This is a genomic window from Kitasatospora purpeofusca (assembly GCF_042691725.1).
In the GTDB taxonomy this organism is placed as follows: domain Bacteria; phylum Actinomycetota; class Actinomycetes; order Streptomycetales; family Streptomycetaceae; genus Kitasatospora; species Kitasatospora purpeofusca_B.
In genome coordinates, this window is the sequence record NZ_CP170483.1 from 2,387,245 (window position 1) to 2,403,008 (window position 15,764).

Sequence of the window (15,764 nt, forward strand, 5' to 3'; positions counted from 1 at the left end):
GGGCATGAGCGAGACGACGCGGGTGGACGAGGCCGTGGGGCAGGGGCTCCGGGTGGTGGTGGTCACCGGGGCCGGGACCGGGATCGGACGGGCCACGGCGTGGGCCTTCGCCGAGCAGGGGGCGCGGGTGGTGGCCGTCGGACGCCGGGCGGAGCCGCTGGCGGGGACGGCGCAGCGGGCACCGGGGCGGATCGTGCCGGTGGCCGCGGACATCACGGCGCCGGACGGGCCGGAGGCGGTGGTCCGGGCGGCGCTGGAGCGGTTCGGGCGACTGGACGTCCTGGTCAACAACGCGGGGATCGCCCCGCACGCGACGCTCGGCGGCTACACCCGGGAGGGCGTCGGCGCGCTGCTGGCCACCAATCTGACGGCACCCGTCCTGCTCGCCCAGGCGGCGCTGCCGGCGCTCGGCGCGAGCCGGGGCGTGATCGTGAACGTCAGCACCGCCGTCGGACAGCGCGGCTGGCCGACGAACTCGGCCTACGCCGCGAGCAAGGCCGCGGTCGACTCGCTGACCCGCAGCTGGGCGGTGGAGCTGGCACCGCTCGGCATCCGGGTCGTGGCGGTGGCCCCGGGCGCGATCGAGACCCCGATCGCCGAGCACGCCGGGATCGCCCCCGAACAGCGGGCGGCACTGCGCGCGTGGCAGCTGGCGCACACCCCGCTCGGCCGGATCGGCGACGCCGCCGAGGTGGCCTGGGCCATCACCCGACTCGCCTCGCCGCAGGCCTCCTTCGTGACCGGCGTAGTGTTGCCGGTGGACGGGGGCGCCGTGGTGAGCTGAGCGCGGCGGGCGGCGGGGACGGCGACGGGCGGGGGCGGCGCGGGTGCGGATCGGCGAGCTGGCGCGGGCGACCGGGACGACCGCCCGGGCGCTGCGGCACTACGAGCAGGCCGGGTTGATCGGCTCCGGACGCGCGCCCAACGGGTACCGGGTGTACGACGAGGCGGCGGTGGTACGGGTGCGCAACATCCGCGCGCTGCTGGAGGCCGGGTTCACCCTCGAGGACGTCCGGCCGTTCCTGGGGTGCCTGGACCGCGACGCGCTGGGGCCGCCGTCGGCCGGGGCGCTGCGGATCGCCCGGGAGCGGCTGGCGGTGCTGGAGCGCCGGATCGCCGCCCAGAGCGAGACCCGGGACCGGCTGGCGGCGGCGATCAGCGCCGCGCAGGCGCCCGCCCGGCAGGTGCGGGGCCCGTCCGGGTGACACCCCCGATCGGGGGTGTGCAGGGGGCGGCGGGCGGAGGACAGTGGGCCCATGCAGATTCCACTCTCCGTGATGGACTTCCTCGACCGGGCCGAGCTGGTCTACGGCGACCGGGTCGGCATCGTCGACGAGCCGGTGCAACCTGCCGAATCCTGGGGCGATCTGACGTACCGTCGGATCGCGCGACTGGCGCGGGCCCAGGCGGCCGGGCTGGACCGGCTCGGGGTCGGCCCGGGCGAACGGGTGGCGGTCGTGTCGCACAACTCGGCGCGACTGCTGACCTCGCTCTTCGGCGTGAGCGGGCACGGCCGGGTGCTGGTACCGGTGAACTTCCGGCTCAAGGCCGAGGAGGTGTCGTACATCGTCGAGCAGAGCGGCGCCTCGGTGCTGCTGGTCGACCCGGAGCTGGCCGAGCCGCTGGCCGGGGTGGTCGCCAAGCACAAGTTCGTGATCGGGGCGGACAGCGACGCGCTGCTGTACGACTTCGGGAACGCTCCGCGCCGCTACGCGATCGACGAGAACGACACCGCGACCATCAACTACACCAGCGGAACCACCGCCCGCCCCAAGGGGGTTCAGCTCACCCACCGCAACGTCTGGCTGAACGCGACGCTGATGGCGCTGCACTTCGGGGCGAGCGACCGGGACGTCTACCTGCACACCCTGCCGATGTTCCACGCCAACGGCTGGGGCCTGCCGTTCTCGCTCACCGGGCTGGGCGCGCGGCACGTGGTGCTGCGGAAGGTGGACGGCGCCGAGATCCTGCGCCGGGTCGAGCGGCACGGGGTGACCTTCCTGTGCGGCGCGCCGGCGGTGGTGCAGATGGTGCTGGACGCGGCGGCCGAGTGGGACGGCCCGGTTCCCGGCCGGGACCGGGTGCGGATGGTGGTGGCCGGCGCGCCGCCGCCGACCTCGGTGGTGCAGCGGATGGAGTCCGAGCTCGGCTGGGAGTTCCTGCAGATCTACGGCCTGACCGAGACCTCGCCGGTGGTGACGGTCAACCGCACCCGCGCCGAGTGGGACGAACTGCCCGCCGAGCGGCGGGCGGAGAAGCTGGTGCAGGCGGGTGCCCCGGCGATCGGCAACCAGGTCCGGGTGGACGAGCAGGGCGAGGTGCTGGTCCGCTCCAACGTCGTGCTGGACGGCTACTGGCAGCAGCCGGAGGCCACCGCGGAGGCGCTGCGGGACGGCTGGTTCCACACCGGCGACGGCGGCGTGCTGGAGGACGGCTACCTGACCATCTCGGACCGGAAGAAGGACGTCATCATCAGCGGCGGGGAGAACGTCTCCTCGATCGAGGTGGAGGACTGCCTGTACGACCACCCGGCGGTGGCCGAGGTAGCGGTGATCGGCGTGCCGGACGCCAAGTGGGGCGAGACGGTCAAGGCGCTGGTGGTGCCGAAGCCGGGCGCGGAGATCACCGAGGCGGACCTCATCGCGCACTGCAAGCAGCGGCTGGCCGGCTACAAGTCGCCCACCTCGGTGGAGTTCCGGGACGCGCTGCCGCGCACGACCACCGGGAAGCTGCAGAAGTTCCGGCTCCGCGAGCCGTACTGGTCGGGGCGCGAGCGGAAGGTCAACTGACCGGCCAGGCCCGGTGGTTCAGTCGAGGAGACCCGACTCCCGGGCGGTGACGGCGAGTTCGGTGCGATTGCGGACGCCGAGCTTGTGCATGGCGCTCTTCAGGTAGCCGGTCACCGTGTTGCAGGTGAGGCCGAGCTGGGCGGCGATCTCCGGGTTGGTCCGGCCGGTCGCCGCCCAGCGGAGCACCTCGTGCTCGCGCCGGGTGAGCGGGGTGCGTGGGCCGAGCGGGGTGCGCGGGGGTCTTCGCGCGGCGGCGGCGGCCGGCGGCGCGGCCCCGCGCCAGGCGGCGGCCCCGGCGAGGGCCCGGGTGGCGGCCTCGGCGAGCCTGGCCACGGCGGCGATCCGGACGTCCCCGAACGGGACCACCGCGCGCAGCGAGGCGTACACCACGCCGTGCACCGTGCCGCCGTGCAGCAGCGGCACGGTGAGCATCGCGTAGAGGTCCTCGGCGGTGACGGCGGCGTCGTAGTGGTGCGAGATGGTGGTGTCGGCGCGGTAGTCGGGCACCCAGCTGGGCGCCCGTTCGGCCAGCGCCCGGCCGCCGAGGCCGGTGCCGGCCGGCACCGGGAGGTCGTGCAGCAGGGCCGCCCGGGTACCGGCCCAGTGCCGCAGCACCATGCCCTCGCCGCCGGAGCCGGACACGCCCGGCTCGGGCACCCCGACCAGGCCGACGTCGGCGCCGCAGTCGGTGACCGCCCGGCGGGCGAGGTCGCCGAGCACGGCGTCCCGGACCAGCTCGGCGGCCCGGGCGGCGAGGTCGTCCGGGGCCTCGGCGCTGCTGTTCGGCGCGGTCGGGGCGGTCGTCATCGCGCGATTGTCACACGCGCTCGCGGCACTGGGGAGGGGTCGCGAACGGGTTCGGCGTGCGTGTCGTGGGGAGGTGCGCGGAGTTCCGGGTGGAGGCGGACGCGGCGGCGTAGGGTGCGGGCGCGAGGTTACCGGCGGGTCACCACCACGGCCCCTCGTGACCTGCCGCGGTTTCCGGTGTTTCCAAGGTTTCCGACCGTAACGAAGGGGATATCCATGGCCGATCCGAACGTTCCCGAGGGCTCGTCCGTACTGGCGGCGCTGCTCGCCGACCTGCGGGCCGAGAGTGCGGCGCTGGACGGACTCGTCGCCGGGCTGGAGCCGGACGGCTGGGCGCTGGACACCCCCGCACCGGGGTGGACGGTGGCGCACCAGATCGCCCACCTGGCGTGGACGGACGAGTGGTCGGAGCTGGCCGCCCGCGATCCGGAGGCCTTCGTCGCGGAGTCCGGCCGGGTGTTCGGCGAGCTGGTGGCGGCCGGCACGGACCCGGTGGAGGACGGCGCGGCGCGCGGGGCGGCCGAGCGGCCGGCCGCGCTGCTGGACCGCTGGCGCTCCGGCCGGGAGCGGCTCGCGGCCGCCCTGGCGGCGGTGCCGGCCGACGCCCGGCTGCCCTGGCTGGGGCCGCCGATGAAGGCCGCGTCGATGGCCACCGCGCGGCTGATGGAGACCTGGGCGCACGGGCAGGACGTGGCGGACGCGCTCGGCGTCCGCCGGGAGCCGACGGCGCGCCTGCGGCACGTCGCGCACCTGGGGGTGCGGACGATGGGCTTCGCGTTCACGGTGCACGGGCGGCCCGCCCCGCAGGCCCCGGTGCGGGTGGAACTGACCGCGCCGGACGGCGGATCGTGGACGTGGGGGCCGGCGGACGCGGCGGACCGGGTGACCGGACCGGCCCTGGACTTCTGCCTGCTGGTCACCCGGCGTCGGCACCGGGACGACCTCGCGCTGACCGCCGTCGGCGAGGTCGCGACGGCCTGGTTGCCGATCGCCCAGGCCTTCGCGGGCCCGCCCGGACCGGGCCGGGCGGCGGGGTCGTCGCGCTAGGGCAGGCGGGGTCGTCGCGCCAGGCGTACCGACCACGGAGGCTGGCTCCCTGTCACCAACCTCCGTGGTCGGTACGCCGGTCACAGGATCGACCGCGAGCCGGACCGCGGCCGGAGGCCGGGGCACGGTGTCGTCCGCACGGCGGCGGCATGGGCGTCGACCTGGACAGGTGGACCGACCGGGCGGCTCAGCAGACGGCCGGCACCGTGACCGTGGCGCTCGCCACCGGCTGGCCCGTCCTGGTGGTGGTGAAGGTCGCGATGATGCCCACGCCGCACGGGACGGTGCTCACGATCGGACCGACCGTGATCCCCTTGGACCCCACGACGGCTCCGAGGTTCTCGCGGTCCAGGCTGTGGCCGGCGGTGGTGCCGAGATCCAGGACGAACGAGGCCATCTGCGGGGGTCCGCCGGCCGATCCCACCCAGCCGGTGGCGGACGCGACGCGGCCGTTGAGCGTCAGGCAGACCTGGGTCCCGATGCCGTAGCCACAGGTGGTCGTCGACGAGATCGTGGTCGTGCCCGAGGGCCGGGCGGTGGCCTGGGTGGCGCCCGCGACGCCGAGCCCGGACAGCGCGGCACCGACCGCGAGGAACGCAACGAAACGCTTCATCGGAGTTCTCTCCTTCGAGGACAGCAGGTGCTGGAAGGTTGTGCCATGTCACGCTTCACATGGCGGATGCTTCCACGCACTCCGGCCGGCATTCCCGGCCGGGCCGAAATCGCTTCAGGCGTACCGGAATTGATCCCCCGATGGCGCGAATGCGCGCTGCGGCCCGGGCCACTGGGCGCGGCGGGAGTCCAGGACGGTCCGATAGCTCGACCGAATCAACCGATGATGCGTCAAATACGCCGGTTTGCACGGCAAACCACACGTTTCGGCGATATACAGAGTTCGTGGGCACATGATGGACTCCGGGCATGACGCGAATGAACTCGATGCGCACCGTCCTCGCGGGGGCCGCCGCGCTGCTCGCCGTCGGCGGCCTCGTCGCCACCCCCGCCCAGGCCGCGTTCGCGCCGCCGGCCGGCCCGGTCGGGATCGCCGCGCCGGCGCAGGTCCGGGCGGGGACGCCGGCCGCGCACCAGGTGGTCACGTTCTTCGAGGAGTACCGGCGGGCGGTGCTCGGCGAGAGCGGCGAGAGCCCGCGGGCCGTCCGCGAGCGCTACCTCTCCCCGCACCTCGAATTCCGCCTCGACGCCTGGGCGCAGGAGCACGACGCCGATCCGGTGTTCCGGGCCCAGAACGTCCCGGCGGACTGGTCGGCCCAGCAGGTGAAGGAGGAGTACGGCTTCGCCTCGGTCCGGCTCACCGAGTTCTGGGGCGGGGGCGGCAGTCAGGACGTCTGGTACACCGTCCGCCTGGGCGATCTGCGGATCGTCGAGCTGAACGACCAGCCCGCCTTCTGACCGGGCGGCCAGGAGCCGCCATAGACTCCGGCGCGGTGCAGGCACCCCCCCCCACGACTGCACCGCGCCGGTCGCACACCGCTGCTTCCCGCCGTCCAGGCCGGGAGCAGCTCGCCGAGCAGCCACTCGGCCTCCCCGGCCGTCACGGCCCGATCCGCAGCGGGGTCAGCCGGGTGGCGACCAGGTTGGTGGCGCCCCGGTCCCGTTCGACGTGCCCGTGGACCAGCAGCCCGGCCCGGTCGAGGGCGGTGCGGCGCTGGGACTCCCAGACCGGCCGGCCGCAGATCACATTGATCAGCCCGGTCTCGTCCTCCAGGCTGAGGAAGAGCACCCCGCCCGCCGTCGGCGGCCGCTGCCGGTGGGTGACCAGGCCGCCGACCACCACCGCCGTCCCCGGTGGTACGTCCGGGAGTTCGGCGGCCGAGAGCGCGCCGCCGCGCTCCAGGTGGGCGCGCAGGTGCTGGAGCGGGTGGCTGGTCGCGGACGTCCCGGTGGCCCAGAGGTCGGCGATGGTCTCCTCGACCGGGGTCATCGCGGGCAGGTCCGGCGCCTCGGTGCCGGGCGTCGTGCCCGGGATGAGGTCCGCCGAGACGCCCGCGAACGCGCCCGCCGCCCAGAGCGCCTGCCGCCGGCCGAGCCCGAAACAGCCGAACGCGCCCGCCGCGGCCAGCGCCTCCAGGGCCGGTGCGGGCAGGCCGGTGCGGCGGGCGAAGTCCTCCAGGTCCGCGTACGGCTGCCCGGCCGCGATCGCCCCGGCCTGCGCGGAGCCGATGCCGCGCACGGTGTCCAGGCCGAGCCGGATCGCGGGCTGCGGCTTCCCGGCGGTGAGCGGCGGCTTGGGCGTCGGCCCGCGGTACGGCTCCAGGGTGGGGCCGGGGCCGCTGGCGTTGACGTCCACCCCGCGCACCCGCACGCCGTGCCGCCGGGCGTCCGAGACCAGGCTGAGCGGCGCGTAGAAGCCCATCGGCTGGTTGGCCAGCAGGGCGCAGGTGAACGCCGCCGGGTAGTGGTACTTGAGCCAGGCACTGGCGTACACCAGGTAGGCGAAGCTGATCGCGTGGCTCTCCGGGAAGCCGTAGTTGGAGAAGGCCTCGATCTTGGTGTAGGCGTCCTGCGCCACCTCCTCCGGGATGCCGCGTTCGGCCATGCCGCCGAGCAGCCGCTCGCGCAGCCGGGCGACCCGCTCGTGCGAGCGCTTGGCGCCCATCGCCTGGCGCAGCCGGTCCGCCTCGGCGGGGGTGAACCCGGCGCAGTCGATGGCGAGTTGCATCATCTGCTCCTGGAACAGCGGCACCCCGAGGGTCTTGCCGAGCGCGTTCTCCATCAGCGGGTGCGGGCAGCCGGCCGGCTCCACCCCGGCGCGGCGGCGCAGGTAGGGGTGGACGGAGCCGCCCTGGATCGGGCCGGGCCGGATCAGCGCGACCTCCACGACCAGGTCGTAGAAGTGGTCCGGCTTGAGCCGGGGCAGGGTGGCCATCTGGGCGCGCGACTCGACCTGGAACACGCCGACGGTGTCGGCCCGCCGCAGCATCGCGTACACGCCCGCGTCGTCGTCCGGGATGGTCGCCAGGTCGTAGTGCTCGCCGTGGTGGCGGGCGACCAGGTCGCAGGTGTCGTGCAGCGCGGCGAGCATGCCGAGGCCGAGCAGGTCGATCTTGACCAGTCCGGCGCCGGCCACCGACTCCTTGTCCCACTGCAGCACGGAGCGCCCCGGCATCCGCGCCCACTCGGTCGGGCAGATCCCGGCGATCGGCTCCCGGGTGAGCACCATGCCGCCCGAGTGGATGCCCAGGTGGCGCGGCAGGCCGTGGAGCTGCCCGGCGAGCGCGAGCACGTCGGCGGGGATGACGGCGTCCGCGCCGGGCGGCGAGCGGAAGTCGGCCTGCCGGCTGAACGCGTCCACCTGGCCCTGCGGGTAGCCGAGCACCCGGGCGGCGTCGCGCAGGGCCAGCCGGGGCCGGTAGGTGATCACATTGGCGACCTGGGCGGCGTGCTCGCGCCCGTACCGGCGGTAGACGTACTGGATGACCTCCTCGCGGCGGCGGTTCTCGATGTCCAGGTCGATGTCCGGCGGGCCGTCGCGGGCGGTGGAGAGAAAGCGTTCGAAGAGCAGCTTGTAGTGCACCGGGTCGACGGCGGTGATCCCGAGCGCGAAGCAGACCGCCGAGTTGGCCGCCGAACCGCGCCCCTGGCACCAGATGGACTCCCGGCGGCAGAAGTCGACGATGTCGTGGACGATCAGGAAGTAGCCGGCCAGGTCGAGTTCCTCGATGACGTCCAGCTCCCGGGCGAGCTGGCGGCGGGCCGGGCCGTTCCCGGGCCCGAACCGGGCCGGGCCGCCCTCGGCGACCAGGGCGCGCAGATGGCTGATCTCGGTGCGGCCGGGCGGGACCGGGTAGCCGGGCAGCTCCGGGTCCAGGGTGGCGAAGTCGAAGGCGCAGGCGCGGGCGAGGTCCACGGTGGCCTCGCGGACGCCCGGGAAGCGGGCCAGCCGGGCCGCCATCTCACGGCCGGAGCGCAGGTGGGCGGTGCCGGCGGCCTGCGTCCAGCCCGCCGCCTCGGGGAGGGTGCGGCGCTCGTGCAGGGCGGCCAGGCTCTGCGCGAGCCGGCCCTCGGCGGGGCTCGCGTGGTGGGCGTTGGTGGAGGCGACGGCGGTCAGGCGCAGCCGGGCGGCGAGCGCGGCGAGGGCGTCGTTGCGCAGGTCGTCGCCGGGGAGCCACTGGTGGATCAGCTCGACGTGGACGTTCTCGCGGCCGAACGCCTCGGTGAGGGTGCGCAGTCGGTGCTCGGGGTCGGCCGGTCCGCTTCCGGTGGCGGCCAGGGCGGCGGGGACGCGGCCGAGGCGGCAGCCGGTGAGCACCGCCCAGTGGCCGCCGTGCGCCTCGGCCAGGGCCGCGAAGTCGTAGACCGGGTTCCCCTTGGCCCCGCCCGCGAGCTGGGCCGCGCCGATGACGGCGGAGAGGCGGCGGTAGCCCTCCGGGTCGCGGGCCAGCACGAGCAGGTGCTCGGCCCCGCCCTTGTCCTGACGCAGCGTCAGTTCAGCGCCGAAGACGGTGGCCACGCCCGTGCCGCGGGCCGCCTCGGCGAACCGGACCGCGCCGTAGAGGCCGTCGTGGTCGGTGAGCGCGAGGGCCTCGACGCCCAGCCGGGCGGCCTCGGCGACCAGCGCCTCGGGGTCGCTGGCGCCGTCGAGGAAGCTGAAGGCGGAGTGGACGTGCAGTTCGGCCCAGGCCGGTCCGGCGGGCCGCGCCCCGGCGGGCTCGTCCGGCCGGTCGCCGTCGCGCGGGTGCAGCGGGACGACGTCGCCGTCGCCGCCGCCGGACAGGCGTCGGTGCAGCTCGCTCCAGGGGAGGGAGGGATGACTGGTGAATCCCATCGGGGGTGGCGCCTTCGGTCTCTCGCTGGTTTCTGCCCCCCTCGGACGGCCCGGCCGTCAGTCGTACCCGGCCTCCACGAACCAGGCACCCCCCTCCACCGTGAGCAGCAGCGCCCGCCCGTCCGCCACCGTCACCTGGAACCGGGCCCGGCGGCGGGCGCGCTCCTGGTCCCACCAGTACTCGACCGCCGGCCAGGGACCGGTCCAGCCGTCCACCGCCAGGTCCCGCCCGCGCACCGCCACGGTGGCCGGCCGGGCCGACACCCCCGCCCGGCCGTCCACCGTCACCGGCCGCCCGGCCGCGTCCAGCACCGCCGCCGGCACCGGGACCCGGTGCACCACGGCCGGCCAGACGTCCCGCAGCCCGCCGACCCGCCCCGGCCAGGGGGCGTCGGCGGGTGCCGCCGGGTCGTACGGCTCGCCCCACGGCACCCGGACCGCCTGGTCCTCGGGCCCCCGGCCGCCGGCCGGCTCGATCCGGCGCAGCCCGGCGTGGCCGAGCACCGCCTGCACCCGGGCCACCGCGCGCTCCACCCGGTCGTCCGCCACCGCCTGCCCCCAGAGGGCGAGTTGGCGGCCCTGGTCGGGGGTGAGGTCGTCCGGGACGAGGCGCAGCGCGGTGAACCCGCCCGGCTCGGGGTCGTGCGAGCTCCCGGGGCCGCCGCCCCGGTCGAACGTGCCGGTGCTCTGCCAGGCCTGGAGCTGCCAGCGGACGCGCTCGGCGAGCGCCGTCGCCGAGAGCCGGCCCTCGTGCCGCCAGAGCCGCGCGACCGTCCGGCCGTCGGCGCACTCCACCTCGACGGCGACCCGCTGGCAGGTCAGCCCCGCCCCGGCGAGCCGCCGGTGCAACCGCTCGGCCAGGGTGCGGGCGACGAACACCAGCGGTTCGGCGAGCGGCTCGGGCGGGTCGAAGCGCTGCTCGACGGAGAGGTCCGGCCCCTCGGTGCGCGGCACCAGCGGGCGCGGCTGCAGACCGCGGGCCAGCCGGTGCGCCACCGTGCCGGCCGGGCCGAAGCGGTCGGCCACCGACTCGGCGGGCAGCGCGGCGAACGCCCCGACCGTGGGCAGGCCCAGCCGGTCCAGCAGTTCGGCCAGCTCCGCGTCGCCGAGCGCGGCCACCGGGTAGGGCGCGAGGAACTCCGCCGTCCGCCCGGCGGGGACCAGGACCCCCGCGCGGGCGGCGAGCACGGCGGCGAACAGGCCGTCGGCCACGCCGACCTGGCCGAGGGGCGGCGGCGCGGCGGCGGGCGGCGCGGTCCCGGGGGCGGGGGCCGACGGGTAGGCGGGCGGGCGGGCGAAGCCGCCCCGGGCGCCGTCCCGGGCGGCGGGCGCGGCGGCGAGCAGCTCGTCCACCCCGGCGGTCCGCCGCCGGGGCGCGGGCCGCTCGGCGTCGGCGGGGTGCAGCGGGACGACCTCGGCCAGGCCGTCACCGGCCCCGCCGCCGTTTCCGCACCCGGCGCCGTTCCCGACCCCGCCGCCGCTCCCGTCCCCGGCGGCACCGCGGCTCCCGGCCGGCTCCGCGTCCGCCGGGTGCACCTGGGGAGCCGCGACCGCCGCCGACACCGCCAGGGCGGCCGTGACCGCCCCCTGGACCTTCGCCGCCAGGGCCTCCTCCCCGCCGAAGTAGCGGGCCGGCCCCTTCACCGGGATCGCGCACAGCCCCGGGCGCAGCACCTCCACCCGGGGGGTGAACGCCTCCACGGCCGCGGCCACCGGTTCGAACCGCCGGGCCTCCGCCTGCGGGTCGCGGTCGCGCAGCTCCAGCGCCGGACAGAGCCGCTGGGCCAGCTTGAGCCGCTGCCCCTGTCGTACCCCGGCCGCCCGGGCCGCCGCCGAGCAGGCCAGCACCCGGCCGCCCTCGACCACCGCCACCGGGGCGTCGGCCTCCCCCGGACGCTCGACGGCCACCACCGGCCAGTCCGGACACCACACCACCAGCACCCGGGGGGTGAGCGCGCCACCCGCCCCGGTGGACCCGGCAACCTCGCCGCCGGTCATCTCACACCACCGCCATACGGTCGAGGCCCGCCCCGGCCCCCGACACCGCGCCCTCCCCCGCCACGTCCACGTTCGCCGTCCCGGCGCCGACCGTCTCCTCCACGGTCCGCACCGCGCCGTGCGCGTCCGGCAGCCAGAGCCGGGCCGTCCGCCCGCGCCCCGCCGATCCGCGGCCCTCGGCCACCACCTCGACCTGCCGTCCGGTGAGCTGCCCGTGCCCGTCGCCCAGCCCGAACCAGCGCCCGGAGCGCACGCCCAGCCGCAGCCCGGCCCCCGGCCACGGCCCGGCCACCAGCAGCACGCAGCCGCTGCGCCGCAGTACGGCGGCCAGCCGGGCGGCCAGGTTCGGCGGGACCGGGCCGTCCGGGCGCAGCATGATCAGTTCGACGGCGCCGGCCAGCACGGAGACCACCTCGGCCCAGTGCGGTCCGGGGTCGTCGGCCACCAGCAGGCGCCGCAGGTCGAGCCCGTACCCGGCGGCCGCGGCCAGCCCGAGGTCCGGCAGCCCGACCGCCGCGGCCCAGCCGCCGTCGCTCTCCCGCACCCCGGCGGCCAGCGCCAGCAGCAGCCCGGCGTCCCCGCCCGCCACCGACACCGCCGCGCCCCGTCGCAGTCCGCCCTCCGGCAGCAGCCCGCGCAGCGCGGGCACCACCGGCAGCAGCCCCCGTCCGGGGACGGCGGTCGACGCCACCGGCCGGAGCGCGGGCTTCCGCTCGGCGGTGGATTCGAAAACAGATTCGATAACGGGCACACCCCCAGGATCGAACATTCGTTCGCAAAGATTCAAGTCCGAATCGTCCGTCCCCGGCCCGTCACTCTCCGTGTCCGCCCGCCGGCGGTGGCGCGGCACGGCGGCGCGGCCTACTTGGGCATCTCGTTCCAGAGCTGGTCGGCGGTCTTGCCGGTGAGCTGGACCCAGATCTGGCCGGAGCCGTAGTCCCTGGTGTTCAGCAGGTACGGCAGGTCCGGCCGCCGGTAGGCGTTCGTGACGTAGTCGATGAGCCGGGCGGTGGCGCTGTAGCCGCTGTCGTACCGGTCGCCCGGGGCGAGCGGGTGGACGGTGCCGGGCTGGAAGTTGTAGTAGCGCACCCAGTCCGCCAGCCCCTCCTCCAGCCACCACGGGCGGCCCGGGTGGCCGAAGAACGCCACGTGCGCCGCCTCGTGCAGCAGGAAGCCGGTGTCGTTCTGGTTGCCCCGGGTGTAGTTGATGTTGGCGTGGATCTCGGGCACGGCGCCGGACCGCGCCTCGGCGGGGTGGTCGGTGATCTGCGGGTCGAGGACGATCCGGAACCGGGGGGCGGCGGTCCACGCGCCCTTGGTGACCAGGCCGGAGATCGTCGCGTAGTAGTCCGCGATGGTCTGCTTCTGCTGCTCCAGCCACGGGCCGAGGTCCGGGGCCCGCGAGTAGTCCAGGTCGATGACCGGGCGGCCGGGGGACGGCGGGGTGGTGCCGGTGTTCCGGTCGAGGTTCCAGTTCTGCGCCGGGTCGCCGGCGTTGCAGGCGGCCACCTTCGCGTTCAGGTCCGCCCCGCGGACGAGGCAGAGGCCCGGGTCCGAGACGTTGCGCAGCAGCCAGCCCCGGCCGTCGCCCAGCGAGGTGTTGTGCAGGCTCCACCGCTGGTTGTCCGCGGCCACGTAGTTCCAGGCTCCGACGGTGTTCCGGCCCAGGTCGCGGTCGAGCGCGTTGTTGCTGCCGGGCACCTTGACCGACCAGGTGCCGGCGCCCTCGTCCTTGATCGTCCACAGCTGCTGGGCCGACGCCTCGTTCCAGTCCCGGACCACCACGTTGGACCCGTTGGTGCGGCTGTCCCACTGGAGGGCGCCGCCCGCCTTGCTGGAGACGCGGTACTCGGCGCCGCTGACCGGCAGCGGCAGGTCGGTCGCGCTCGCGGTCCCGGCCCCCAGGACCGTTCCGGACACCGCGGTCGCGGCGACCAGGACCGCGGTGGCGGCCGTACGACGGCTGATCATCTCGGGTTCCCCCCTCCGGCCGGCTCCCCGGTGGATCCGGCCTGCCGCCATGTCACCGCCCCTCCGCACACAGGGTGTCGACGGTCCGTTCACGGACGCGTCGACGCAGCGTCGGACGCCCGGGGCCGGGGCGTTTCAGTGCCCACGACAAGCCGGCGTTTATTTCCACCTGGCAGGGTCTGCCGGTGCGACCGAGGGCCGGCCCGGCCCCGGCGGCGGTCGCGACGACGAAACGAGGTCGAGGAGAATCATGCGTGGCACCACGCTCGGTGACCGCTACCGGCTGGAGGAGTGGCTCGGGGGCGGTTCGATGGGCGATGTCTGGCTCGCGAAGGACCAGGTGCTCGACCGCCGGGTGGCCGTCAAGGTCCTGAAGCCCGCGCTGCTGGACGAACCCGGCTTCGCGGAGCGGTTCCACGACGAGGCGCGGGTGATGGCCCGGGTGCAGCACCCCGGCATCGTCGGCGTGTACGACTTCGGCCCCGGCCGCGCCGCCGACGCCCCCTCCTGGGGCGCGCCGCCGGAACCCGCCGCCCACCCGGTCGCCTACCTGGTCATGGAGCTGATCGAGGGCGAGCCGCTGAGCACCGTGATGGAACGGCGGGGCCCGCTGACCGTCCCGGAGGCCCTCGGCCTGGCGCTGGAGGTCCTGGCGGCGCTCCGGGCGGCGCACGAGGCCGGCATCGTCCACCGGGACGTCAAGCCGGCCAACCTGATGATGCGTGACGGCCACGTGATCGTCACCGACTTCGGCATCGCCCGCCCCGGTTGCGACCCCCGGCTCACCGTGCCCGGGATGGTGCTCGGCACCGCCGCCTACCAGGCGCCCGAGCAGGCCTCCACCGGCACGGTCACCGCCTCGGCGGACCTGTACGCGCTCGGGGTCGTGCTCTACGAGTGCCTGACCGGGCGGCTGCCGTTCGAGGGCGAGACCGCCCTGGAGCTGATCCTCAAGCACCTGACCGACCCCGTGCCGCCGCTGCCGGCCGACGTCCCCGCCCCGGTCCGGGCCCTGGTCGAGCGCGCCATGGCGAAGGACCCTGCGCTGCGCTGGCCGGACGCCGCCGCCATGGCCGAGGCCGTCCTGGCGGCCCTCGCCGGTGAGCCGGCCGACGGCCCGGCGGGCGGGCCGTCCTGGGCGGCGGTGGTCCGATCGACCGGGGCGCTGGCCGCGCTCCGGGCCACCGGGTCGACGGCGCGCCCGGTGGTCGCGGCCGGGCCCGGTCCGGCCGCCCCGCCGAACCGCGCGGCCGGGTGGCGGGCGGCGCTGTTCGGCAGCCGTCGCCGGACCCTGCTCGTGGCGGGCGCGGCCGCGCTCTGCTGCGCCGTCACCGCCACCACGGCCGTCGTACTGCACCGGGACGGCGGTCCGGCCGAGGCCCGGGCGGCCGACGCGGCGAACGCCTCCGCCCGCTCGGGCCTTCCGCTGACGGCGCCGGTCGGGCTGCTCCCCGACCCGGGTGCGCCGTCCCCCTCCCCCGGCGCGCCGACCCCGTCCGGGGTCCCCTCGCCGACCGGGCCGCCCCTCCCGGGCGGGCCGCTGCCCGAGGCGGGCGCCGCGGGCGGTCCGATCGGCTCGGCGGGCGGTTCGGTGGGCGGTTCGGTGGGCGGGGGCGGCGCCGCGTCGAGCACCCCCGTGAACCCCCGGGCGCGCCCGCCCCCGGGTCTCCGGACGCACCCGCCGGCTCCCCCGCCCCGGGCGGCGCGGCGGGCGCCCCTCGCCGGCGCCCGGGCAGCCGTCGGCGCCGGGCGCCCCCGCCTACACGGCCGGCCCGGCGCCGGAAGCCCCCGCCGCCACCTCCACTGCGCGGCGGACCGTGCCCCCGGACCCGAACTACACCTACACGCCCCCGCCGTACACCGCCTCGCCGCCCCCGCCCCCGCCGACCTACACCATCCCGACGAAACCGCCCATCAAGCCGCCGACCCAGCCGGGCGGTCCGCTGCCGGCGCTCGCCCGGCTGTCCAACGGCGGGTCCGTGCTGTACGACCAGGCCTCGCTCGACCAGGCGGGCAACCCGGTGGTCCTGACGTCCGACGACGGCGGCCCCGGCGGGGTCTGGAGGCTGAACCCGCACGCGGAGGGCGGGTACTTCCTCTCCAACGGCGCCACCCGGTACTCCAAGATCCTGGACCTGGAGGAGAGCCGTTCCCAGACGCGGCTGTGGTACGCGCCGACGCCCACCGGCCCGAACCAGATCTGGTCGTTCTTCCCGGTGCCCGGGGGCTATGTGGTGACCGTCGCCCGGGACGCGCAGCGCTGCCTGTCCGCCGCCGGTCCGGGCGTGCCCGCCACGGTGCGCACCTGCGCGGGCTCCGCCGACCAGATCTGGACGGTCTCCGCGGCCTGACGGCCGGGCCCGCGC

13 protein-coding genes and 1 pseudogene are annotated in these 15,764 nt (G+C 76.3%); 7 read left to right on the plus strand and 7 right to left on the minus strand.

Features of this window, described 5'->3' with window-relative positions:
- Positions 1-4: 4 nt before the first annotated feature.
- From ACFCLZ_RS09730 to ACFCLZ_RS09740, 3 genes are read left to right on the plus strand one after another with little or no spacing between them, the layout of a single operon-like run.
- A complete protein-coding gene (locus ACFCLZ_RS09730) occupies positions 5-784 on the plus strand; it encodes an SDR family NAD(P)-dependent oxidoreductase (protein ID WP_380284415.1) in 780 nt (259 codons plus the stop codon).
- A gap of 43 nt (positions 785-827) precedes the next feature.
- Positions 828-1,205 carry a MerR family transcriptional regulator gene (locus ACFCLZ_RS09735; protein WP_380284416.1) on the plus strand — a complete coding sequence of 126 codons (378 nt, stop codon included), beginning with the start codon at positions 828-830 and terminating at the stop codon, positions 1,203-1,205.
- A gap of 51 nt (positions 1,206-1,256) precedes the next feature.
- Entirely contained in the window at positions 1,257-2,789 is a 1,533-nt protein-coding gene (locus ACFCLZ_RS09740) for an AMP-binding protein (RefSeq protein ID WP_380284417.1), read from the plus strand.
- Positions 2,790-2,807: 18 nt separating this feature from the next.
- On the opposite strand, the gene ACFCLZ_RS09745 is transcribed toward ACFCLZ_RS09740, so the two are convergent.
- A complete protein-coding gene (locus ACFCLZ_RS09745) occupies positions 2,808-3,596 on the minus strand; it encodes a LuxR C-terminal-related transcriptional regulator (RefSeq protein ID WP_380284418.1) in 789 nt (262 codons plus the stop codon).
- A gap of 216 nt (positions 3,597-3,812) precedes the next feature.
- Here ACFCLZ_RS09745 and ACFCLZ_RS09750 point away from each other — a divergent pair, with 216 nt between their 5' ends.
- Positions 3,813-4,643 carry a TIGR03084 family metal-binding protein gene (locus ACFCLZ_RS09750; protein WP_380284419.1) on the plus strand — a complete coding sequence of 277 codons (831 nt, stop codon included), beginning with the start codon at positions 3,813-3,815 and terminating at the stop codon, positions 4,641-4,643.
- A gap of 187 nt (positions 4,644-4,830) precedes the next feature.
- Here the strand turns inward: ACFCLZ_RS09750 and ACFCLZ_RS09755 are convergent, their stop codons facing one another.
- Complete coding sequence (locus tag ACFCLZ_RS09755; protein ID WP_380284420.1) at positions 4,831-5,256, minus strand: hypothetical protein; 426 nt, start codon at positions 5,254-5,256, stop codon at positions 4,831-4,833.
- Between the two features lie 308 nt (positions 5,257-5,564).
- Between ACFCLZ_RS09755 and ACFCLZ_RS09760 the strand changes: the two genes are divergently transcribed.
- On the plus strand, positions 5,565-6,053 hold the full coding sequence (locus ACFCLZ_RS09760) for a hypothetical protein (protein ID WP_380284421.1): 489 nt from the start codon (positions 5,565-5,567) through the stop codon (positions 6,051-6,053).
- Positions 6,054-6,195: 142 nt separating this feature from the next.
- Here ACFCLZ_RS09760 and ACFCLZ_RS09765 read toward each other — a convergent pair whose 3' ends face one another.
- The 4 genes from ACFCLZ_RS09765 to ACFCLZ_RS09780 all read right to left on the minus strand — a co-directional run bounded on the left by ACFCLZ_RS09765 (position 6,196) and on the right by ACFCLZ_RS09780 (position 13,398).
- Positions 6,196-9,429 carry an error-prone DNA polymerase gene (locus ACFCLZ_RS09765; protein WP_380284422.1) on the minus strand — a complete coding sequence of 1,078 codons (3,234 nt, stop codon included), beginning with the start codon at positions 9,427-9,429 and terminating at the stop codon, positions 6,196-6,198.
- A gap of 57 nt (positions 9,430-9,486) precedes the next feature.
- On the minus strand, positions 9,487-11,427 hold the full coding sequence (locus ACFCLZ_RS09770) for a hypothetical protein (protein ID WP_380284423.1): 1,941 nt from the start codon (positions 11,425-11,427) through the stop codon (positions 9,487-9,489).
- Position 11,428: 1 nt separating this feature from the next.
- A complete protein-coding gene (locus ACFCLZ_RS09775; protein WP_380284424.1) occupies positions 11,429-12,118 on the minus strand; it encodes a hypothetical protein in 690 nt (229 codons plus the stop codon).
- Between the two features lie 170 nt (positions 12,119-12,288).
- Positions 12,289-13,398: a basic secretory protein-like protein gene (locus ACFCLZ_RS09780; RefSeq protein ID WP_380284425.1), complete on the minus strand. Its 1,110-nt coding sequence runs from the start codon at positions 13,396-13,398 to the stop codon at positions 12,289-12,291.
- A 310-nt stretch (positions 13,399-13,708) separates the two neighbouring features.
- Here ACFCLZ_RS09780 and ACFCLZ_RS09785 point away from each other — a divergent pair.
- Positions 13,709-14,395 (plus strand): annotated as a pseudogene (locus ACFCLZ_RS09785) (serine/threonine-protein kinase); the annotation flags it as partial.
- Here ACFCLZ_RS09785 and ACFCLZ_RS09790 read toward each other — a convergent pair.
- Positions 14,290-15,030: a hypothetical protein gene (locus tag ACFCLZ_RS09790; protein ID WP_380284426.1), complete on the minus strand. Its 741-nt coding sequence runs from the start codon at positions 15,028-15,030 to the stop codon at positions 14,290-14,292. The pseudogene ACFCLZ_RS09785 and the gene ACFCLZ_RS09790 overlap by 106 nt on opposite strands.
- Positions 15,031-15,215: 185 nt before the next feature.
- Here ACFCLZ_RS09790 and ACFCLZ_RS09795 point away from each other — a divergent pair, with 185 nt between their 5' ends.
- Complete coding sequence (locus ACFCLZ_RS09795) at positions 15,216-15,749, plus strand: RICIN domain-containing protein (RefSeq protein ID WP_380284427.1); 534 nt, start codon at positions 15,216-15,218, stop codon at positions 15,747-15,749.
- Positions 15,750-15,764 lie beyond the last annotated feature (15 nt).

Excerpts from the sequence above, each read along its gene's own strand:
- ACFCLZ_RS09750 (WP_380284419.1), top strand. The coding sequence starts at position 3,813 with ATGGCCGATCCGAACGTTCCCGAGGGCTCGTCCGTACTGGCGGCGCTG.
- ACFCLZ_RS09770 (WP_380284423.1), bottom strand. The coding sequence starts at position 11,427 with ATGACCGGCGGCGAGGTTGCCGGGTCCACCGGGGCGGGTGGCGCGCTC.
- ACFCLZ_RS09730 (WP_380284415.1), top strand. The coding sequence starts at position 5 with ATGAGCGAGACGACGCGGGTGGACGAGGCCGTGGGGCAGGGGCTCCGG.
- ACFCLZ_RS09740 (WP_380284417.1), top strand. The coding sequence starts at position 1,257 with ATGCAGATTCCACTCTCCGTGATGGACTTCCTCGACCGGGCCGAGCTG.
- ACFCLZ_RS09765 (WP_380284422.1), bottom strand. The coding sequence starts at position 9,429 with ATGGGATTCACCAGTCATCCCTCCCTCCCCTGGAGCGAGCTGCACCGA.
- ACFCLZ_RS09745 (WP_380284418.1), bottom strand. The coding sequence starts at position 3,596 with ATGACGACCGCCCCGACCGCGCCGAACAGCAGCGCCGAGGCCCCGGAC.
- ACFCLZ_RS09755 (WP_380284420.1), bottom strand. The coding sequence starts at position 5,256 with ATGAAGCGTTTCGTTGCGTTCCTCGCGGTCGGTGCCGCGCTGTCCGGG.
- ACFCLZ_RS09760 (WP_380284421.1), top strand. The coding sequence starts at position 5,565 with ATGACGCGAATGAACTCGATGCGCACCGTCCTCGCGGGGGCCGCCGCG.
- ACFCLZ_RS09780 (WP_380284425.1), bottom strand. The coding sequence starts at position 13,398 with ATGATCAGCCGTCGTACGGCCGCCACCGCGGTCCTGGTCGCCGCGACC.